21 protein-coding genes are annotated in these 22,148 nt (G+C 32.9%); 19 read left to right on the top strand and 2 right to left on the bottom strand.

What is annotated here, in order from left to right; translation table 11 throughout:
- Positions 1 to 8: 8 nt before the first annotated feature.
- The 3 genes from dltC to JNUCC83_RS01170 all read left to right on the top strand — a co-directional run bounded on the left by dltC (position 9) and on the right by JNUCC83_RS01170 (position 2,367).
- Positions 9 to 245, top strand: coding sequence for a D-alanine--poly(phosphoribitol) ligase subunit DltC (dltC, locus tag JNUCC83_RS01160; RefSeq protein WP_454460433.1), 237 nt, complete (start codon positions 9 to 11; stop codon positions 243 to 245).
- Complete coding sequence (dltD, locus tag JNUCC83_RS01165; protein WP_454460434.1) at positions 242 to 1,501, top strand: D-alanyl-lipoteichoic acid biosynthesis protein DltD; 1,260 nt, start codon at positions 242 to 244, stop codon at positions 1,499 to 1,501. The genes dltC and dltD overlap by 4 nt, the downstream gene beginning before the upstream one ends.
- A gap of 254 nt (positions 1,502 to 1,755) precedes the next feature.
- Positions 1,756 to 2,367, top strand: a complete 612-nt coding sequence (locus JNUCC83_RS01170; protein ID WP_454460435.1) for a lysozyme family protein — start codon at positions 1,756 to 1,758, stop codon at positions 2,365 to 2,367.
- A 24-nt stretch (positions 2,368 to 2,391) separates the two neighbouring features.
- Here JNUCC83_RS01170 and JNUCC83_RS01175 read toward each other — a convergent pair whose 3' ends face one another.
- Positions 2,392 to 3,057, bottom strand: coding sequence for a carbonic anhydrase family protein (locus JNUCC83_RS01175; protein WP_454460436.1), 666 nt, complete (start codon positions 3,055 to 3,057; stop codon positions 2,392 to 2,394).
- A gap of 221 nt (positions 3,058 to 3,278) precedes the next feature.
- Here JNUCC83_RS01175 and JNUCC83_RS01180 point away from each other — a divergent pair, with 221 nt between their 5' ends.
- The 3 genes from JNUCC83_RS01180 (at position 3,279) to yihA (ending at position 6,466) form a co-directional block, all read left to right on the top strand.
- Positions 3,279 to 5,084: a glycerophosphoryl diester phosphodiesterase membrane domain-containing protein gene (locus JNUCC83_RS01180; RefSeq protein ID WP_454460437.1), complete on the top strand. Its 1,806-nt coding sequence runs from the start codon at positions 3,279 to 3,281 to the stop codon at positions 5,082 to 5,084.
- A gap of 76 nt (positions 5,085 to 5,160) precedes the next feature.
- Positions 5,161 to 5,877 carry an HAD family hydrolase gene (locus tag JNUCC83_RS01185; protein ID WP_454460438.1) on the top strand — a complete coding sequence of 239 codons (717 nt, stop codon included), beginning with the start codon at positions 5,161 to 5,163 and terminating at the stop codon, positions 5,875 to 5,877.
- 4 nt (positions 5,878 to 5,881) lie between these two features.
- On the top strand, positions 5,882 to 6,466 hold the full coding sequence (gene yihA, locus JNUCC83_RS01190) for a ribosome biogenesis GTP-binding protein YihA/YsxC (protein ID WP_454460439.1): 585 nt from the start codon (positions 5,882 to 5,884) through the stop codon (positions 6,464 to 6,466).
- Positions 6,467 to 6,593: 127 nt separating this feature from the next.
- Here the strand turns inward: yihA and JNUCC83_RS01195 are convergent, their stop codons facing one another.
- On the bottom strand, positions 6,594 to 7,355 hold the full coding sequence (locus JNUCC83_RS01195; RefSeq protein WP_454460440.1) for a DeoR/GlpR family DNA-binding transcription regulator: 762 nt from the start codon (positions 7,353 to 7,355) through the stop codon (positions 6,594 to 6,596).
- Between the two features lie 180 nt (positions 7,356 to 7,535).
- Here JNUCC83_RS01195 and ulaG point away from each other — a divergent pair, with 180 nt between their 5' ends.
- From ulaG to JNUCC83_RS01260, 13 genes are all read left to right on the top strand, one after another.
- On the top strand, positions 7,536 to 8,603 hold the full coding sequence (gene ulaG, locus JNUCC83_RS01200) for an L-ascorbate 6-phosphate lactonase (protein ID WP_454460441.1): 1,068 nt from the start codon (positions 7,536 to 7,538) through the stop codon (positions 8,601 to 8,603).
- Positions 8,604 to 8,617: 14 nt separating this feature from the next.
- Positions 8,618 to 9,073 carry a PTS sugar transporter subunit IIA gene (locus tag JNUCC83_RS01205; RefSeq protein WP_454460442.1) on the top strand — a complete coding sequence of 152 codons (456 nt, stop codon included), beginning with the start codon at positions 8,618 to 8,620 and terminating at the stop codon, positions 9,071 to 9,073.
- Positions 9,074 to 9,084: 11 nt separating this feature from the next.
- A complete protein-coding gene (gene ulaA / locus JNUCC83_RS01210) occupies positions 9,085 to 10,575 on the top strand; it encodes a PTS ascorbate transporter subunit IIC (RefSeq protein ID WP_454460443.1) in 1,491 nt (496 codons plus the stop codon).
- A 36-nt stretch (positions 10,576 to 10,611) separates the two neighbouring features.
- Positions 10,612 to 10,911, top strand: coding sequence for a PTS sugar transporter subunit IIB (locus JNUCC83_RS01215; protein ID WP_125957380.1), 300 nt, complete (start codon positions 10,612 to 10,614; stop codon positions 10,909 to 10,911).
- A gap of 12 nt (positions 10,912 to 10,923) precedes the next feature.
- A complete protein-coding gene (locus tag JNUCC83_RS01220; RefSeq protein ID WP_454460444.1) occupies positions 10,924 to 11,562 on the top strand; it encodes a 3-keto-L-gulonate-6-phosphate decarboxylase UlaD in 639 nt (212 codons plus the stop codon).
- Positions 11,563 to 11,567: 5 nt separating this feature from the next.
- The gene (locus JNUCC83_RS01225) at positions 11,568 to 12,428 is read left to right on the top strand and encodes an L-ribulose-5-phosphate 3-epimerase (protein WP_454460445.1); all 861 of its coding nucleotides are present in this window, start codon (positions 11,568 to 11,570) and stop codon (positions 12,426 to 12,428) included.
- Positions 12,415 to 13,131 carry an L-ribulose-5-phosphate 4-epimerase gene (locus tag JNUCC83_RS01230; protein ID WP_454460446.1) on the top strand — a complete coding sequence of 239 codons (717 nt, stop codon included), beginning with the start codon at positions 12,415 to 12,417 and terminating at the stop codon, positions 13,129 to 13,131. Before JNUCC83_RS01225 ends, JNUCC83_RS01230 begins: the two co-directional genes overlap by 14 nt.
- A 284-nt stretch (positions 13,132 to 13,415) precedes the next feature.
- A complete protein-coding gene (locus JNUCC83_RS01235; RefSeq protein WP_454460447.1) occupies positions 13,416 to 13,862 on the top strand; it encodes a flavodoxin in 447 nt (148 codons plus the stop codon).
- A 57-nt stretch (positions 13,863 to 13,919) separates the two neighbouring features.
- Positions 13,920 to 17,453 (top strand): pyruvate:ferredoxin (flavodoxin) oxidoreductase, encoded by a 3,534-nt coding sequence (gene nifJ / locus JNUCC83_RS01240; RefSeq protein ID WP_454460448.1) that lies wholly within the window; start codon positions 13,920 to 13,922, stop codon positions 17,451 to 17,453.
- 105 nt (positions 17,454 to 17,558) lie between these two features.
- Positions 17,559 to 18,242: a response regulator transcription factor gene (locus JNUCC83_RS01245; protein ID WP_454460449.1), complete on the top strand. Its 684-nt coding sequence runs from the start codon at positions 17,559 to 17,561 to the stop codon at positions 18,240 to 18,242.
- A complete protein-coding gene (locus JNUCC83_RS01250; protein ID WP_454460450.1) occupies positions 18,239 to 19,234 on the top strand; it encodes a sensor histidine kinase in 996 nt (331 codons plus the stop codon). Before JNUCC83_RS01245 ends, JNUCC83_RS01250 begins: the two co-directional genes overlap by 4 nt.
- 109 nt (positions 19,235 to 19,343) lie before the next feature.
- Positions 19,344 to 20,102 carry an ABC transporter ATP-binding protein gene (locus JNUCC83_RS01255; RefSeq protein ID WP_454460451.1) on the top strand — a complete coding sequence of 253 codons (759 nt, stop codon included), beginning with the start codon at positions 19,344 to 19,346 and terminating at the stop codon, positions 20,100 to 20,102.
- A gap of 1 nt (position 20,103) precedes the next feature.
- A complete protein-coding gene (locus tag JNUCC83_RS01260; protein WP_454460452.1) occupies positions 20,104 to 22,086 on the top strand; it encodes an FtsX-like permease family protein in 1,983 nt (660 codons plus the stop codon).
- Positions 22,087 to 22,148 lie beyond the last annotated feature (62 nt).

A 22,148-nucleotide genomic window follows, 5' to 3' on the forward strand; every position in this document is an offset into this window, starting at 1 on the left:
GGATACGTATGAACGTGAAAGAAACAGTATTAAGTATATTAGAAGATTTAACAGGAACAAATTTTTCAGATCAATTGGCTGTTGACTTGTATGAAGAAGGTATTTTAGATTCAATGGCAACGGTACAAATGTTAGTTGAAATTGATGGACAACTTGGAATTACAGTACCTGTTTCAGAGTATGAAAGAAGCGAATGGGCGACTCCAGAACAAATTATCGCACAGGTTGAAGCTTTACAATCATGACATTAAAGAAAAAGATATTTTTCGCTGTTGGACCATTTGCTATAGCAGCATTGTTCATAGTCGGATTATTGTATTCACCAATTGAGTTTATTAAAGACCCTTCTGATGAGAAGGTACATCAAGCAGCATCGTCTATGTCTGTTAATGTGCTAAAGGGCTCTGAAATTAAACGACAAGCAATGGAATCTGGAAAGTATTTACCATTTTTTGGCTCGTCTGAACTAAGTCGTGTTAATCCATTCCATCCGTCTGTGTTGGCTAAGAAGTATGATAGAGGCTATGAACCGTTTCTTTTGGGAGCGCCAGGAACGCAATCTTTAACTCACTTTTTTATGTTGAATTCAGTTAAAAAGCCCTTAGAAAATAAAAAATTGGTTTTTATTATATCTCCTCAATGGTTTGTTAAAAAAGGTGTGTCTGATCCGATGTATTCATTATTTTACTCACCAATAGAGACTTATGAATGGCTAGTTGATTTAGATGAGACTAATCAGACTGATCGATATGTAGCAGGACGATTACTTGAATTTGATAGTGTCAAATCCGATACTCAGTTAAAGAAAATGCTACTAAAAGTTAAAGATGGCGAAAAATTGTCAAAAGTTGATAGAAGAAAAGCATATTATAAATACAAACGACTTAAAAATGAAGATTTGCTGTTTGGACAAATTGGTATCGTATCAAAGAATAAGAGAATTGATAAGCAAGTTGGTAAATTGCCAAATCAATATAATTTTAATGAATTAGATACGTTGGCTTATAAGATAGGACAAGAAAAAACCAATAATAATCCATTTGAAATTTCAAATAGTTTTTATTCTAATCGTATTATGCCAATGAAAGGGAAATTAAAAAATTCTCAAACAAAATTTAATTATATGTCATCACCTGAATATGCTGATTTTGAGGCTTTCTTAGAATTATTAGATGAAAATCATATCGATGCAATGTTTGTTATTCCTCCAGTCAATGAATTGTGGTCGGATTATACTGGTTTATCAACAGAAATGTTAGATGATTTTTCTAAAAAAATAAATTATCAATTAAAATCTCAGGGATTTAATAATATAGTTGATTTTACTGATAAACGTGGTGAAAAGTACTTCATGGAAGATACGATTCATATTGGTTGGCGTGGTTGGTTAGAAATGGATACTTATTTACAAGAGTTTCTTAAATCTAATAAAAAACCTGACTATAAAATGAACCCAGAATTGTTTTTTAGTAAGAAATGGCAAACAGAACAGTATAAGTAAAAAAATCATCCTCCTTTAATTAGGAGCGATGGTTTTTTGTGTCTTTTAGAAGAGTTTAGGGAAGGTTTTAATACATAGAAGAAATGGTATGTAAAAACCAATAAAATGAGTAGTAAGAGGATGTTTAGGGTGGTTAAATTAAACGATATGATATAATTCCTTAAGTTAAAAGAAAACTGAATTGATATGGGTTGATTATTAGATAAGAGTATGACACAATAAGTGCTACCTTGATTATAAGGAGCAATGAATGAGTGATTAAAAAATTTGTAAAACGATTTGTTTTAATTTTAATAATAGGATTATTAGTATCTGGTAGTTGGTATGTATGGCAACTAAAAAAACATGTCACACAAACTTTAAAATGGGAACCACTTGTCAAAAAAGTACTCCAAGAAGAAAATTTAGTGGAGTATGAAGAATTAGTCCTTGTTATTATCTATACAGAGACAAAAGGTAATAATGTGGATGTGATGCAAAGTAGTGAAAGTAAGTATGGCGAACAAAATAAAATAACATCTGAAAAAGAAAGCATCACAAGTGGAGTCACGCATCTCTCAGAAGCAATTAAGTATGCCATCGATAATGGCTGTGATATTTGGACAGGAGTTCAAGCTTATAACTTTGGAACAAGTTATGTTGATTATGTCGTAAAACATGGGAAAAAAAATTCTTTATCATTAGCTGAAACATATTCAAAAGAAGTTTTGTCTCCTATGCTAGGAAATACTAATGCTAAAACCTATCGGTATTATGAACCAATAGCTTTGTTGCATAATGGGGGAAAGTTGTACCAAAATGGGGGAAACTTCTTTTATGCTGAATTAGTTAAACGAAATATGCAAATTATAGAAAAATTATCATAAAAAAATCCTAATGGCATCAAGTCATTAGGATTTTTTATTGAATGATTTAAATAAGATTTTCCGACCATTAAGTGGTTGAGTATGTCGACAATTATTAGCATGGTAGGTTTTAAGTTGTTGTAGTTGCTTTTTAGATATCTCAACAGTTTCTTTAAATAAATACCATTCGACATTTTCTGTTAATGGTGGGGTAGTGAGTGAACCTAGGTAATGGTAATAGTCTGATATTTTTGGCAATAAATCATATAGGTAGACATGATGAATCGCTTGATTCGTATTGATAGCATCGAGCAGTGTTTGTAGTGTCTCATTATGTTTGCCTTCTACTAAAAAAACACCTAATACGGCTAGTCGACCATTTTGAGCTTCGTGAACAAAATGAAGTTCAGCATCACACGTTTGTCCGTCTATTTTATGTTCACTGTGAGTATGAAAGTGAAACTGTTGCAAATTAAAGAAACGATTATTGATATTAGCAGTACCTGTAGCTATCCCTTGTATGGCTGATCCTGTGTCAAACATTGCATCAACTGTACGAGAGTAAGTAAGTTGGATTTTACCAGTATCCATCATGGGTTCAAGTAGTGTCGTATCAATATCAATAGGAGATTGTGATAAAGAGTGTTCACAACACCAATCGTTTTGAGTAGCATAATTCCAATCTAGTATGGGTGCTTCAAAATGTTTCATTAAAAAACTCCTTAAAATAATTATTAAGAAAAGTTTAGCTGAAAATGAGACATTTATACAAGTTATAGATCTTGAAAAATAGCTTTGTAAAGGATGTTTTAAATTTAAACAACTAAAAATGAACAAGTCTGATTTATAACAAAAAAGTTACATAATAACTACACTAGAGATTCCCAATTATGACATATTTTAGTATATAATACTAAGAGTGAGGTGATAATATGTACAGAATAAAAAATAGTATAAAAAAATCACTCGAATTCATTAAAGATGGGGTTCGTTCCACTAAAAGTGTTATACTAGCCAATGTGATTATTTTATTCATAGCAACACCATTGATGGTAACCTTAACTCGTTTTATTTTAAGAATGGGAGATATTCCCTATCTATCTTATGATACAGTGAGTGTGATTGTGTTTCACCATCCTTTTGTGTTGTGTCTATTATTAATGATGTTATTTCTATTAGTATTAACCCTATATTTTGAATACACATTTTTATTGTTGACGATGTTTTTTATAAAAAATAAAGTAGCTATTTCTTTACGGCAGTTAACCAAGGAAACGCTCCATCAAATGAAAAAGTTAAAAATCAGTAATTTTTTATTTTTCCTATGCTATTTCATTCTTTTAAGTCCAATTGGGGCGATTAGATTCCATTCTGATTTGTTATCTAAAATTAAGATACCTGCTTTCATTGTGGATTTTATCTTTGAAAATCGGATTGTGTTTGTAGTACTATTTATTTTGATGTATCTTAGCTTGATTGTTATGGCGATTAGATTAATGTTTACTTTGCCTTTAATGATACTAAAAGATTTTACCTTTAAGGAAGCAAGTAAGACAAGCTGGCGTGTGACTAGAAAGCATTTTAAATCAATAATCTCCCAGTTTATTCTTGTTATGGGAACAGTGGCACTTATTGCTATTCTTATCAACGGAATATTAATTGGTATCCAAGGATTAATGGATACTTATTACCAAGACTATGCGTTTTATAGCGCGATTGTTTTATTAAGTTTGCTTCAATTTAATTGGGTATTTAATTTGGTTTTAACGACTATTGGTATTTTTTTTGTGACAATTTCTTATTTAGATAGGCTAGGATTTTTACCAAATGTAACGAGTGCTTTTTCACAAGTTAACCACACGTCATTTAAGAAAACCAGCTGGGGTCAGAAAGCCATTTTTTTATTTGGAGGTGTCTGGCTACTAGTCAGCGTGTCATCATATAATTATTTGTTCTTAACACAACCAAGTATTCATCGGCCAAAAACGATATCACATCGTGGAGTGGATGATGGCAACCACGTTCAAAACTCTATTGAAGCGCTAGAAATGACGAGTAAAAAAACACGTCCTAATTTTATTGAGATGGATGTCCAGGAAACAAAAGATAAGCAGTTTATCGTAATGCATGATTTTAAATTGAATCATTTAGTAAACCAGGATGGGAGGCCAAATGAATTTACTCTAAAAGAATTGCAACAAATGACGGCAAAAGAGCATGGAAAAGAAGCACATCTTGTGTCATTTGATGATTATTTGAAGCGAGCAGAAGAATTAGACCAAAAACTATTAATTGAAATTAAAGCAACAAAGGAAGACAGCCCAAATATGGTGTCTCTTTTTATAGATAAGTACTATGATAAAATAAAAAAAGAAGGACATGAAATCCAGTCGCTGTCATTTGATGTTGTGAAAGAATTAAAACAGTTAAAACCTGATTTATATGTTGGCTATATTATGCCGTTTACTTTGGCAGGAACGCCTGATGGTGACATGGATTTTTATTCGGTAGAGTATACGACACTGACCAAAAATTTAGTTCAAACTATGCATAATCAAGGAAAAGAGGTATATGTTTGGACGTTAAATGATACGGATACGATTAATCGTATGATTTTTTATGGTGTTGATGGTATTATTACCGATAATATGTCTCTGTTAAATCGTGTTCTTTCACGAGATATAAACGAGACCACTTATGCTGACAAATTGTTATATTTTTTAGTTGGTATGGGATAATTTATTTATTTCTAATAAAAATGGCGTAATAGCCATTTTTTTTATATAATGATAGTTATGGATGGGGGATGACATTATGACTGTTGTAGTATTTGATGTGGATGATACACTATATGATCAATATGAAACGTTTGAGTTAGCTATGATGCAAAGTTTTCAAGATAAGGATTGGTTCAGAAAAATACCCTTAGCCCAGTTATATCGCTTATTTCGTTACCACAGTGATGAGATGTTTCCAGAAACTGTTTCAGGAGAACTATCGTTAAAAGATATGCGTGTACGCCGTATTCAAAATGCTTTAAAAGATTTGGATGTGGAAGTTTCAACAAAAGAATGTCAAACCTTTCAAGATAATTATTATAAGGAGCAACATCAATTAAAGATTCACCCTGAGATCACACGTTTATTAGCTTTATTGAATGAAAAAGGCATTAAGACAGGCATTTTAACAAATGGCCCTACAACACATCAACAATTAAAGCTTAATCAATTAGGTGTAGCTAAGTGGATTGATGAAAAAACACATCATATTTCTGATAGTATTGGGTTTAGTAAACCTGATGCAAGAGCATTTAAGGTGGTAGAATTGGCTTACTTTGATAAGGACGAATTTATCTATGTTGGAGATTCATATGATAATGATGTGATTGGTGCTAAAAATGCCGGGTGGCAAGTGCTATGGTTAAATAAATACAATAAAAAACTGACACAAGAGATGGTCCAACCTGATTATGAGGTGACAACCTATAAGGAATTAGTCGATAAAGTGTTAGAATTATTAAAAGAGGAGTAAACACATGAATGTAAATCATGCAGATATCGTGATAAGTGCTGTTCAACCAGAACAGTATCCAAAAACAAATTTACCAGAAATTGCTTTAGCGGGTCGATCAAATGTTGGAAAATCATCATTTATCAATACATTAGTTAATCGCAAAAACTTAGCAAGAACATCAGGTAAACCAGGTAAGACACAAACATTAAATTTTTATATTATTGAAGATTGCTTGCATTTTGTCGATGTCCCAGGTTATGGGTATGCTAAAGTATCTAAAACTGAACGTGCTAAGTGGGGGCAAATGATTGAGACTTACCTTACTGAAAGAGAACAATTAAAAGCAGTAGTATCACTGGTTGATATGCGTCATGCACCATCAACTGAAGATGTCCAAATGTATGGCTTTTTGAAATACTACAATATTCCAGTTATTGTTGTTGCTACAAAATGTGATAAAATTCCTAGAGGTAAGTGGAATAAACATGAATCAATGATTAAGAAAAAATTAGATTTTGACCCGTCAGATGATTTTATCATTTTTTCTTCTGAAACCAAAGAAGGAAAAGACAAAGCTTGGAAAGCTATTGAAAGTTATATGAATTAATCGTTTCTGGTAGGTAGAAATTAATATGTAAATAATAGTTAGACCTAGAAATTCATCATGTATTTCTAGGTCTTTTTAATATAAAATTAGTTTTTATTTATTATACTTATAAAGAATAGATATCAAATCAATTGACTTGAATGACACTAACTCCAAGTTTTTCGATTTTTTGTACCATATCATTCGGACAATATTTATCTGTAATAAGGTAATCAAATATAGAAATATCAGATATTTTAAACTTAGATGTTTTCCCAACTTTACGATGATCCGCAACTAAAATACGACATTCAAACGTTTGATTAATCATCAGTTCATTAATTTTTGCTTCGTGAAAAATTTTTGTTGTAACGCCGTTCTCAATACTAATGCCGCTACAACCGATGACACAGACATCTGCGTTCATAGATGTAATCGTATTTGTCGCAATGTCACCGACTAGTACTTCTTTTGGAAATCGTAATTCACCTCCAGTTAAAATGTAATTGTACTCATTGTCATGAGGACTATAGGCTACTTTTAAATTGTTAGTAACAATCGTCAAGTGTTTAGCTGTAAAATAGTCTAGTGCCCCCAGTGCTGTTGAACTCGAATTAATAAACACAGTATTATAATCTCGAATATAATCTTTTACTGCACGCCCAATTTGTTTTTTGATCGTTTCAGGTCCTGTCTCATCATAATTATGATTGACTTCATTGTAGATACAATACCCATATTTTCTAATTACATCATTTTTTTCTTCTAAAATATTTAAATCCCTTCTTATTGTACTAAGTGAAACACCTATATCGTTTGCTAGTTGTTCTGTGGTTATTTCTTTTTTTTCTTTTAATATAGAAAGAATTTTTTCGTGCCTAGTTGCAATCGTATCAACAGAATTTTTCATAAAAAGCCTCCTTTTTGATGTTTATATGATTGTTGTAAATTTATTATATACTAAAAACGCATACATTGAATAAAACAATCATAAAAAAATCAAACGATCATAAAAAAGGGTTTTCATTGTGATTTTTTTATCATATATTAAAAGTGTAGAAAACGAAAAAAGAAAAAGGTGGAATCAAATATGGCTAATAATGTTAATGAAGTATCAAAAGAAAACTGGATTTTATCAACTTTTCCTGAGTGGGGAACTTATTTAAACGAAGAAATTGAAGAAACGGTTGTTGAAGCTGGAACAGTATCTATGTGGTGGTTAGGCTGTACAGGCATTTGGTTAAAATCGCATGAAGGTACGAATATTTTGTGTGATTTATGGTGTGGTACAGGAAAACGAACTCATGGAGATGGAACAATGAAAAAAGGCCATCAAATGATGCGTATGAGTGGGGTGCAAAAAATGCAACCTAATTTACGTACACAACCATTTGTCATTGATCCGTTTGAAATAAAAAACGTAAGCGCTTTAGTTGTCACTCATATTCATTCAGACCATTTAGATATTAACACAGCAGCTGCTGTTCACCAAAATTGTCCTGATGCAAAATTTATTGGACCGCAGGAAGTGGTAAATACTTGGCTAAAATGGGGGATTCCAGAAGAAAAAACAATCGTTGTTCATCCTGGTGACGAAGTGAAAATTAAAGATGTTAATATTGTCGCTTTAGAAGCCTTTGATCGAACAGCTTTAGTAACTTGTGATGATCCAAATGAAGTGTTAAAAGGAAAAATGCCACAAGATATGGATGAAATTGCGGTTAACTATTTATTTGAAACATCTGGTGGAAATATTTATCATGCAGGAGATTCTCATTACTCAAACATGTTTGCTAAACATGGAAACGAGCATAAAATTGATGTCTGTTTAGGAGCTTACGGAGAAAATCCAAGAGGAATTACAGATAAGGTGACATCTGTTGATATGTTACGAATGGCTGAATCATTAAATGCCAAAGTAGTAATTCCTGTTCATTATGATATTTGGGCAAACTTTATGGCAGATCCAAAAGAAATTACTGAAATCTGGAAGTTTAAAAAAGATCGTTTGAAATACGATTTCAAACCTTATATTTGGCAAGTAGGTGGTAAATTCACTTATCCAACAAATAAAGATGATTTAGAATTTAATTTCTATCGCGGATTTGATGATGTATTTACGGTAGAAAATGATACACCATTTACTTCATTCTTATAAAAGGGGTGCTAACTATGTTGAAATATTTTTATGACAATGATTTAGTGAAATACTCGGAAAAAGGGATCACTAATTGGAAAGAAGCAATACAAGAAAGTTGTGAATTGTTACAAAATAAAAACATTATCAATGAAAAATATGTTGAAGAAATCATATCATGTGTAGAAGAACACGGTCCATATATAGTCATTGTTCCTCAAGTTGCCATGCCTCACTCTTCTGAAAAGAGTGAAGGCGTATTTGGAACAGCTATCTCATTTACTAAATTGAAACAACCAGTAAAATTTGATGATGAAGAACAAAAAGAAGCAATTCTTTTCTTCACGTTAGCTGCTAAAAATCCAGAAGAGCACATGACAAATATTCAAAATTTATCAGAGCTACTAATGACAGAAGGGTTGATTGAAGACTTAGTTGATACGGAAAATATCGAAGATTACAAACGTGTCATGACAAAGTATGATCTATAGGGGGAAAAGAGATGGGAGATTTCTTATTAAATATTTGGACTTATTTTGCTGAAAATATTTTAACACAACCAGCTTACTTAATCGGTTTTATTGTTCTTCTAGGTTATATTTTGTTAAAAAGACCATGGTATGAATGTTTAGCAGGATTTTTAAAAGCGACTGTAGGTTATTTTATTTTATCGGTTGGTTCAGGCGGTTTAGTCAATAATTTTAGGCCTATCTTAGTTGGATTGAAAGAAAGGTTTAACTTAGATGCAATGGTAACAGATCCTTATTTCGGACAAAACGCTGTTGATGCAGGTTTAATGGAAACATTTGGTAGAACTTTTGGAGATGTTATGATTCTACTTTTAATTGCTTTTGTTATGAATATTTTGCTTGTTCGTTTCCAAAAATACACTAAATTAAGAGCTGTCTTTACAACAGGTAATGTGCAGATTCAACAAGCTGCGACGGCATTTTGGATTTTATTATTCTGTTTCCCAGATTTAGGTAGAATTGAAGTATTAATTTTCATGGGACTTATTTTAGGTAGTTATTGGGCAGTGGCATCTAATTTAACCGTAGATATCACACAAGATTTAACGGATGGTGCGGGATTTGCTATCGCCCATCAACAAATGTTTGGGATTTATATTTTTGCTAAATTAGCTGAATTCATGAAAAAACGTGATGAGAAAAAAGGCAAATCAAAAAATGCTGATAAAAAATTAGAAGACATTGAATTGCCAGGATTTTTATCTATTTTTAATGAAAACATGGTGGCAACATCAATCTTAATGCTATTCTTCTTTGGAATAATTTTACTTGTATTAGGTCAAGATTATTTAATTCAAGCGGACTTCATGAAAGAAGGACAAAGCTTTTTATTCTATATTATGACAACTTCACTAAACTTTGCCGTATATTTAGCGATTTTACAATTAGGGGTTAGAACATTCGTGGATGAGTTAACTCAATCATTCCAAGGAATTTCAAATACAATCTTACCGGGAGCTGTACCAGGTATTGATGTGGCAGCGACATTTGGCTTTGGTTCTCCAAACGCTGTAACTATTGGTTTCTTATTTGGGGCGTTGGGACAATTTGTGATGATTGCGTTACTTATATTGTTTAAATCACCAACTATTGTTATTGCAGGATTTATTCCACTATTCTTTGATAATGCGGTAATCGCTGTTTATGCAAACAATCGTGGAGGATTTAAAGCAGCATGTATCTTCCCATTTATTTCAGGACTTATCCAAGTGGGAATGTCAGCATTATTTGCAACATGGATTGGCTTATCTCAATATGGTGGTTATATTGGAATGTTCGATTGGGCAACTGCATGGCCATTGTTCACAGTTATTATGAAAGTATTAGGTTATGTTGGAGTAGCTGTTGTTGTAATTGGATTACTATTAATTCCACAATTACAGTACAGAAGAAATCCAGAAGGTTACTTCATGATTGTTGATGACTATGAAGAGTACACAGAAAAATTTGGGAAAAATAATTAAAAATAAAACATATAAATTATAATGGAGGGTTTTACAATGAGAATTTTAGTATCTTGCGCAAATGGATCAGGAACAAGTTTAATGATGATGAGAAGTGTGGAAAAAGCGATGAAAGAATTAAGTATCCCTATTACAAAAATTCATCACTGCTCTATTTCAGAAGGGAAAAGTTCAGCAAGTCAATATGATGTGGTATTTACACCAGTAAACTTTTTAAATATGTTTGAACAAGCTCAGAAAAAAGGTGTAACGGTAATTGGTATTAAAAATGTTATGTCAGCAAAAGAGATTGGGGAAAAATTTGCTGAAACAGATCTTTATAAAAATAGAAAATAAGGGGATAGTAATATGACATTACCAAAATTACAAATTGCATTAGATCATAATGATTTAGAAGGAGCGTTAGCCGATGTATTTAATGTCGGTGAGGTGGTAGATATTATTGAAGTGGGAACGATTTTATGTCTTCAAGAAGGAAGTAAAGCAATTAGTTGTATTAGAAGTATGTACCCAGACAAAATTATTGTCGCTGATACAAAATGTGCCGATGCTGGTGGAACGGTAGCAAAAAATGTTTCAGATGCGGGTGCAGATTTTATGACAGTTATCTGTTGTGCGACAATTCCTACTATGCAAGCAGCACAAAAAGAAGTAAAGGAATTGCAAGTAGAGTTATATGGGGATTGGACGTATGAACAAGCCCAACAATGGCGAGATATTGGGATTAAACAAGCAATTTACCATCAAAGTCGTGACGCACTTCTTTCTGGTGAAACGTGGGGTGAAAAAGATTTAACGAAAGTGAAAAAACTAATCGATATGGGATTTGATGTATCTGTAACAGGCGGATTAAATGTCGATACATTGAAGTTGTTTAAAGGGATTAATGTTTATAACTTTATCGCAGGTCGAGGTATTTCAGCGGCGGAAAATCCGAAACAGGCAGCTCAAGAGTTTAAAGACGAAATTAAACGTATTTGGGGGTAAGCATAATGGCTCAAATTGGGATTTATGAAAAAGCCTTACCTAAAAATATTACTTGGAACGAGCGTTTTTCACTTGTTAAAAAACTAGGATTTGATTTTATAGAAATGTCCATTGACGAAACAGACGAGCGTTTGGCTCGTCTGGATTGGACTGATGATGAAATTGCTGAGCTGAGAGAAAGTATGTTTCAATCAGGAACACGAATTAATTCAATTTGTTTAAGTGGACATAGACGATTCGCATATGGTTCTTCTAATCAGAAAAACCAAAAAATAGCAAAAGAAATGATGGTAAAAGCTATTCACTTAGCTCATAAATTAAGTATAAAAGTGATTCAGGTTGCCGGTTATGATGTTTACTATGAAGATAAAACAATTGAATCACGTGAATTTTTTATTGAAGGATTAAAAGAAGCAGTTTCTTTAGCCTCACAATATGGCATTATGCTATCGATTGAAATTATGGATGATCCGTTTATGAGTTCTATCTCTAAATTTATTGAGATCAAAGAACAAATTCATTCACCATACTTACAAGTGTATCCAGATTTAGGGAATCTTTCAGCGTGGCCTGAAAATGCTCCAGCTGTTGAGCTTGAAAGGGGCATTGATTATATCACCTCTATCCATTTGAAAGACACTTATCCAGTGACAAACGAATTTCCTGGTCAATTCAGAGATGTTCCTTTCGGTGAAGGGTGTGTAGACTTTTTAGGTTTATTGAAATGTTTAAAACGTTTAGGATATGACGGTACATTTCTAATTGAAATGTGGAGTGAGTCAAGTGATGACTTTGAAAAAGAAATAAATAAAGCCAAAGACTATTTATATCCTATCTTAAAAAAGGCAGGTTATGACATTGAATAATCAACTAATTAATGAAATGAAACAGCGTGTTTTTGAAGCCAATTTACAATTACCAGATTTAGAATTGGTTAAATTAACTTGGGGAAACGTTAGTGAAATTAACCGTGAATTAGGTGTCATTGTGATTAAACCTAGTGGCGTTGATTACAAAGAGATGACGGCTGACCAAATGGTAGTGACAGACTTAGAAGGAAATGTTCTTGAAAAAGAATCGTTAAAACCCTCATCTGATTTACCGACACATGTGGTATTATATCGAGATATGCCAGAAATATCAGCCGTTGTTCATACTCATTCAACTAACTCTGTGATGTGGGCTCAAGCTGGTCGGGACTTACCGGCATATGGGACCACTCATGCAGATACTTTTTATGGTAATGTTCCTTGTACACGCCAGTTGACTGATAAAGAAGTCAAAGAAGCATATGAAGAAAACACTGGAAATGTCATTGTTGAAACTTTTAGAAAACGAGATATTTCACCTAATGAAATTCCAGCTGTACTGGTTTATGGACATGGTCCATTTACTTGGGGAGCAACACCTAAAAAGGCCGTAGAAAACAGTTTGATTTTAGATGAGGTTTGTACGATGGCTAGGGAAACAGAGATGGTGAATTCTCATATATCAACGATTCCACAGTACTTATTAGACAAACATTATTTCAGAAAACACGGTGTAGGCGCATATTATGGACAAAATTAATTGACAAAGACCTAAGGATTTTTTAGGTCTTTTTTTGTATATACATAAATTTTTATTGAATAGTTGAGTATAGCATAATTTAGATTTTTCTTATTTGGAAGATACAAATAATAACGGTTTCGATAATTAAAAAGGAAATTCAGTTTTTTTATGAAATAAGTAACAAACTTGACATAAAATAATAAATTTAAGTTTAGAATATTCATAAAATAGTGTATTTGTGTTAGAATTTAAGTGGTTAGATTTGTGAAAAATTACGATAAATCATAAGTGAGGGAGAAATCATGGCTTTAGTAAAAATCGTTTATGCGAGTATGACGGGAAATACAGAAGGAATTTCTGAGATTATAGAAGACCAGTTTATTGATGCAGGATTAGAAGTTGAGCGGGAAGAGTGCACAGAAGTTGATCCAGATTTTTTTGAGGATGCTGATATTTGTATCGTCGCTACATATACTTATGGCGATGGCGAATTACCGTTTGAAATAGAAGATTTCTTTGAAGATTTAGAAGATGAAGATTTAGAAGATAAGTTATTTGGTGTAGTTGGTTCTGGAGACACTGAATATGGTGAGTATTTCTGCCAATCAGCAAGAGATTTTGTGGAACAGTTTAAAAAAACAGGAGCCACACAAGGAGCTGATATGGTTGAAATTGAACACGAGGCAGATGGTGAAGACACTGAAAGACTTCAAGCATTTGTAGACACTTTAGTGAGCAAAGTAGAATAAACTAGAGCAAGGAGAACACCTTGCTTTTATTTTTAGCATAGAAAAGGATGTAACAACATGACAGAAAAAATTACCATGGATGGCAACACAGCTGCGGCTTATGTATCTTATGCATTTACTGAATTAGTGGCAGTTTATCCGATAACACCAAGTTCTACAATGGCAGAAGTGGTAGAAAATTGGTCAGTGAAACATCGTAAAAATATTTTTGGCGAACCAGTAAAAGTAGTCAATATGCAGTCTGAAGCAGGAGCCGCAGGAGCGGTACATGGGTCTTTAAAAGCAGGAACACTAACATCAACTTATACAGCCTCTCAAGGCTTATTACTTATGATACCCAATATGTATAAGATTGCAGGAGAATTGCTTCCAACCGTTTTCCACGTAGCATCTCGCGCAGTTACCACAAATGCTTTGAGTATTTTTGGGGACCATGGGGATGTAATGGCAGCAAGACAAACAGGTTTTTGTATGTTGGCAGAAAGTTCTGTTCAGGAAGTGATGGATTTGTCTGCTGTGGCTCACTTAGCTTCACTTGAAGCCAGTTTACCATTTATGAATTTCTTTGATGGATTTAGAACAAGTCATGAAATTCAAAAAATAGAAGTGATTCCTTATGACACATTAAGTGGATTAGTGAACCAAGAGGCATTGGCAGCATTTAGGAAGCGTGCGATGAATCCTAATCACCCGAGTGTTTCAGGAACAGCACAAAATCCAGATATCCATTTTCAACAAAGAGAAACAATTAATCAATATTATGACAATGTTCCAGGTATTGTTCAAAAATACATGACAGAGATTAATGAGATTCGTGGCACAAATTATGATTTGAGTACTTACTATGGTCATGAAGATGCAACAGAAATTATTATCTCAATGGGGTCTGTTGCACCAACAGTCAGACAAACAGTGGATTATTTAAATTCACAAGGTCGAAAAGTAGGACACTTAAATATTCATTTGTATCGTCCATTTCCAACAGAAAATATTTTGAAAAATATTCCAGAAACAGTCGAAAGAATCGCTGTTTTAGACCGAACAAAAGAACCTGGTGCAGATGGAGAACCATTATTACTTGATATCCAAAGTGCCATGTATCGTCATAAAAATCGTCCGATCGTCATTGGTGGACGATATGGATTAGGTTCAAAAGATGTCCCACCTAACCAAATCAAAGCTATTTTTGATCATTTGAGTGGTCCTGTTGATAAATTATTGTATCGTTTTACTGTGGGGATTAATGATGATGTCACACATTTATCATTACCAGTGGGACCATTACTTGATTTGACACCAAAAGACACTTATCAAGCAAAATTTTGGGGATTTGGGTCTGATGGAACAGTGGGTGCCAATAAGCAAGCGATAAAAATTATTGGTGACCATACTGACTTATATGCACAAGGTTATTTTTCTTATGATTCAAAAAAATCTGGTGGGTTAACGACCTCTTATTTACGTTTTGGAAAAGAACCAATCAATTCCCCTTATTTAATTGAAACAGCAGACTTTATTGGCTGTCATAATGGGTCATACATTCATCAGTATGATTTGTTAAAAGGATTAAAAAAAGGTGGGACTTTCTTATTAAATACGACATGGGATAAAGAACGTGTCTTAAGATTATTACCTAAACGGTTGAAAAAAGAATTAGCTGCAAAAGAGGCGCAATTTTATATTATAGATGCAATGTCGATTGCTCAACAAGTTAGCTTAGGACGACGAATTAATCAAATCATGTCGACAGCCTTTTTTGATTTAAATCATTTGATGCCCAAAGATGAGTATATCAAGTATTTAAAAGAAGAAGTTGAGAAAAATTATGGAAAAAAATCACAAATAATTGTTGATAAAAACTGTGCAGCAATCGACTTAACATTGTCTGAATTAGTAAAAGTAGATATACCAAAAGAATGGTTAGATATTGAGATTGATAAATCAGTTGTTGATTTAACTAAACCACAATATGTCAGAGAAGTTTTAGAACCGGTGAATGCACAAAAGGGAGATTCTTTAAGTGTTAAAACACTTATTGATAATAATATGACAGATGGTAGTGTACCAATGGGAACAGCAGCTTTTGAAAAAAGAGGGATTGCTTTAGAAGTTCCTGAATGGATACCAGAAGCATGCACCATGTGTAATGAGTGTGCTTTCATTTGTCCTCATGCAGCAATCCGACCATTTTTAGCTGATGATGATGAGATGGAAGAAGCACCAGATGGATTTATTGTGCGTGAAATGAAGGGTGCCGATGGTTTGAAATATCGGATTCAAGTTTCACTGGAAGATTGTACAGGTTGTGGATTATGTGTGGATGTGTGTCCAGCCAAAGAAAAGGCATTGGTTATGAAACCATATGATGAACAAAAAGAAGAAGCTATAAATTGGGCATTTGCGATGACATTAAAACAAAAAGCGAATCCTGTGAAGAAAAAAGAATCAATCAAAGGCTCTCAATTTGAGCAACCGTTAATGGAATTTTCTGGGGCATGCTCTGGTTGCGGGGAAACAACGTATATCAAATTATTAACACAGCTTTATGGAGATCGTATGTTAATGGCAAATGCGACAGGGTGTTCTTCTATTTGGGGTGCTTCATCACCAGCCACTCCTTATACCACTAACGCTGAAGGACAGGGACCTGCTTGGAGCAATTCACTGTTTGAAGACAACGCGGAATTTGGATTAGGAATGTATTTGGCAAATAAAACCCAACGTGATAGTGTCCAACATCTTCTTGAGGAAGCCATTGAGCAACAAGTAGGAACAGAGTCATTAAGAGAATTAATGGCTGATTGGATTGAGCATAAAAATGAAGGAAATGGCTCAAGACAGCGATCAACAAAATTAGAAGCCGCACTTCTAGAAGAGATGGAGGGTAACGAATTATTAGAGCAAATTTACTGTAAAAAAGATTTGTTTGTTAAACCAAGCCAATGGATTATTGGTGGTGATGGTTGGGCATATGATATTGGATTTGGTGGTATAGATCACTGCTTGGCTAGTGGAGAAGATGTGAATATCTTTATCATGGATAACGAAGTATACTCTAATACTGGTGGTCAAACATCAAAAGCTACACCAACTGCAGCGATTGCAAAATTCTCATCAGAAGGTAAGAGAACTCCGAAAAAAGACTTAGGGTTAATAGCTATGACATATGGCGGAGTGTATGTGGCTCAAATTGCGATAAATGCTAACCCGACACAAGCAATTAAAGCCATATCAGAAGCCGAAAATTATCCTGGACCATCATTAATTATTGGTTATGTGCCTTGTATTAATCACGGGATTCAAGGTGGAATGAGTCACGCTGTTGAGGTAACAAAACGTGCAGTTGAATCAGGTTACTGGCCTCTTTACCGTTACAATCCAGAACAAATTGATAAAGGAAAAGAACCGCTAAAAATCGATTATAAGAAAGCAAATTTTGATAACTTAACAGAATTCTTTAATTATCAAACACGTTTTTCAGCATTGGAAAATGTGTTAGAAGATGAAGAAGAGGTGTCATCACTACTTGAAAAATCAGCAGATAATGCGATTGAAAAAGCTCAAACTTATAAGAAGTTGTCAGGGAAATAAGTAAAACTATAGTAAAACTATAGTAAAACTCACTAAATCCATTTATATTATGTATAGTGCATAATATAGATGGATTTTTGGTTATCTTAAAAAGGAGTCCTAAGTATGAATCATAAATTATTTATTGTAGAAGACGATCCTGTTATTTGCCAGGGGTTAAAAACACATTTATCTCAATGGGGGTATCATTGTGTTAGTGTAGAAAATTTTGAAAAGGTACTAGATGAGATTCAAGTTAGTCAAGCGGATATGGTATTAATGGATATATCATTGCCTTATTATAATGGGTTTTATTGGTGTGAAAAATTACGTCAAGTGTCAGAAATACCTATTATGTTTCTTTCATCAGCTGATGATAATATGAATATGGTTATGGCAATGAATATGGGAGCAGACGATTTTGTTGCAAAACCATTTGATTTTTCTGTTCTTGTGGCAAAAATTCAGGCGTTACTTAGAAGAAGCTATCAGTTTGGCAATGTTTCATTTTATCAAAATGGTGATTATCAATTACTTTTTCAAGATAACCGAGTGAAATATCATGATGAAAGCATTGATGTATCACCGACCGAATGTAAAATATTATCGTTACTTTTTCAATATAAAAATCAAATCGTCACAAAGGAAATGATGATGGAAAAATTATGGGAAGGTGATGAATTTATAGACAGTAATACGTTGTCAGTCAATATGGCACGACTTCGTAAAAAAATATCTTCGATTAAGTTAGATGAGCATATCCAAACAGTTAAAGGTAAAGGCTATTTATTAGATGGGTTAGATGAATGAAAGAATTTATTTATCACTATTTAAAAGACCATATGATTTATTATTTTTTTGTCTTACTCATTAGTGGCATGTTTTTGCTCACCTTTTTGTTGTATGATTTACTCTTTATGGCATTTAAAGATGGGTTACTATTTGTGGCATTTATATTATTGATTTGGGAAGCTATTGATATGCGTCAAACATACAAAAGACATCAATCTCTACAACAGATTATCAAGCAAGAAACAATAGATAATCAGCTATATCAAAATTTAGCATTAGGCAATACATTAATTGAAGAAGATTATCAAGTATTACTAAAAAAAATCAGTAGTGACAATCGACGTCTAGAACATGAGTTGTTTTCTGAACAGCAAAAATTACTGGACTATTATGCTATGTGGAGTCACCAAATCAAAACACCTCTAGCAGCTTTACAGGTGTTAGTTGAAACAGATCCAACAGCTACAACAAAGATAAAAAATGAGATATCAACCATTGATGGTTATTTATCAATGATGCTACATTATTTAAAAATGACGAATTTACAAGATGATTTGGTTTTAAAACACGTTGCATTAGAAACTATTGTCAAAAAAGTTATAAAAAAATATCGGATGTTCTTTATTCAAAAAGAATTGAGCATTACTTTAGAGCCAATAGAAAAAGTGATAGTGACAGATGAAAAGTGGTTAACATTTATTTTAGAACAGATTATTTTTAACAGTATTAAATACACCAAGACAGGTGGTATTATCATTTCTTTGACTGATGATACATTGGTGATTCAAGATAGTGGTATCGGGATTCTTCCGCAAGATTTGCCACGGATTTTTGAGTCAGGGTATACAGGATTTAATGGAAGACAGCATCAAAAAGCAACAGGATTAGGACTTCACATGAGTCAAAATATCGCCAGTAAATTAGGAATTAACTTAGAGATAGAATCTGAAGTTGGGATAGGAACAAGTGTCTTTATCACCTTTTCTCAATATGAATCAACATATGATTAGCCAAACTTACTAAATTGTAAGTTTGGTTTTTTATCTGTAAGTATGAAACAACCCGAATGTTTTGTATGATTAATTTATCAAGAAGAGCAGATAAAAAGGAGAACAAAAGATGACATTGCTAGAAGTAAAAAATGTAAAGAAAACATATCATACAAGATTAGGTGGGGCAAAAGTAGAAGCCTTAAAACAAATTAATTTTTCCGTAGAATCAGGTGAATATGTCGCGATTATGGGAGAGTCAGGATCTGGAAAAAGTACCTTGTTGAACTTATTAGCAACACTAGATAAACCAACAGCAGGTGATATTTTTCTAAATGGTCAAAATATGAATGACATAAAAGAAAAAGAGTCCGCAGCATTTAGAAGAGAGCATTTAGGGTTTGTTTTTCAACAATTTAACTTACTAGATACTTTTTCAGTTCAAGACAATATTTTATTGCCACTTGTTTTAGCTAAAACACCATTAAATCATATGATGACGCGATTAGACAAGTTAGCTCCAAAGCTAGGGTTAAACAAATTATTAGAAAAATATCCTTATGAATTATCAGGAGGACAACAACAGCGTGTAGCAGCAGCTAGAGCACTGATTACACAACCAGACATCTTGCTAGCCGATGAGCCAACAGGAGCACTTGATTCAAAAACATCCACACAATTATTATCATTATTTCAAGAGGTTAATGAGGAAGGGCAAACAATCGTTATGGTAACACATAGTATTGTTGCGGCAAGTCATGCTAATCGCGTGTTGTTTATTAAAGATGGGCAAGTCTTTAATCAAATTTATCGTGGAAAACAAACTAATGATGACTTTTTAAATCAGATTTCTGAAACAATGACGGTTTTACTAACAGGGGAGGCATAATATGTTTTATTTAAAATTAGCTTTCACCAATTTAAAGAAAAATAAGCGAGCATATGCCCCTTTTATCTTATCGATGATTTTTTTAGTAACGATTAATGTGATTATGCAAGTTTTACTAAAGAACAAAGGAATGGATAGTTTACCTGGTGTTGATGCGGCTAAAACTTTATTTGGCTTTGGTTCAGTTGTCATAATGATTTTCACTCTGATATTTTCACTATATACCAATGGTTTTTTATTAAAACAACGTAAAAAAGAACTAGGACTTTACAATATATTAGGAATGGGAAAAAGAGAGTTAGGAAAGATTTTGTTTATAGAGTCTATCATGGTATCTTTATTTTCTATCGTGATGGGGATATTTACTGGTATTATTTTTTCTAAATTATCTTTTTTAATCTTGAAAAAAATGACAGGATTTGGTGATGGGTTTACTTACAGTTTAAACGTGTTAAGTCTAAGTTACATTAGCCTATTTTTTATTGGAATCTTCTTTCTGCTGTATGTAATCAATAGGATTCAGCTTAAACTAGTGAATCCTCTAGAGTTATTAAAAGGAACGCAAACAGGAGAAAAAGAGCCGAAAGTAAAATGGCTAACAGGTATATTAGGTATTGTTTGTATCGGTGCAGGATATTATATGTCCGTTACCATTGAGTCACCTTTAAAAGCCATTAGCTTATTCTTTTTTGCTATCTTATTAGTGATTGTTGGGACATATGCTTTATTTATGGCAAGCAGTATTATGATATTGAAGTTTTTAAAGCGTCGCAAAACCTATTATTATCAGCCAACTCATTTTATAGCTATTTCCAATATGATGTATCGAATGAAACAAAATGCCGTTGGATTAGCAAGTATTACTGTTTTGAGCACCATGGTACTAGTGACTCTGAGTACGACAGGTAGTTTATTTTTCGGGATGGATAATGTGATAAAAAATCGCAACCCATATGACATGAGCCTGACTGTACCAGAAGATAAAGTAAAAGAAGTGGAATCATTATTTAAGACAGAAGCAACTAAATATGATGTGTCTTTGGATGAAGTTGATCACGCTGATTTATCAGACAGTCTAATGGTATTGAAAAATAGAAATGAGTATAATATGCTTTCTAAAGAGACTAAAAATTTAAATGCTTATAGTCTAGCTGAATCATTAAATTTTATGACACAAGATGAATACAATCGATTAGAAAAAACCAATTTAAAACTGTCAGATAAGGATATTGCATTATATAGTATGAATGGACATTTTAAAGAAGATAACGTATCTTTTGGTGGAAAACGATTTGATGTTAAAAAAGTGATTAATAAGATTACCTTTATTCCAAAAGTGAGTGGCATTTCTAATATGTTATTTGTCGTGGTGGCGAATCAAAAAGTCATGGAAGAAACCATTAAGGCGCTAGCTCCAGATGATTTTGCAACTTATTTAGTAAAAGAACCAACCGTTTATGTTAATTTTACTGGCGATAGTCATGATAAGTTAACTTATGCTAAAGAGATGAAACATAAATTAAAGAAAATAGGAGATCGTAATACGTTCTCATCATCAGACATTGATAAAGAAGAATTACAGTCGTTTACTGGCGGATTTTTATTTTTAGGAATCATCTTAGGGCTAAGTTTTACGCTAGCTACTGGACTCATTATTTACTATAAACAAATATCTGAAGGCATACAGGATGAGCATCGTTATGACATCATGCAAAAAGTGGGCATGAGTCATCAAGAAGTCAAAAAAAGTATCAGAGGTCAAATATTGATGGTATTTTTCTTCCCTATTATGTTAGCCACGTTACATTTGGCATTTGCGTTTCCTTTGATGACTAATTTATTGTTGTTATTTGGTTTAAGTGACAAACGATTATTTCTAATTATTAGTATCATTGTTGTAGGAATATTCTTATTGATTTATTTAGCTATATACTCTCAAACATCAAAAGTGTATTACCGATTAGTTGAAAGAAAAGTGATATAAAAAATAACTACTGTATAGAGTATCTATTCTATATGGTGGTTTTTTATAAGAAAAAATTAAGA

The organism is Vagococcus sp. JNUCC 83, assembly GCF_053667615.1.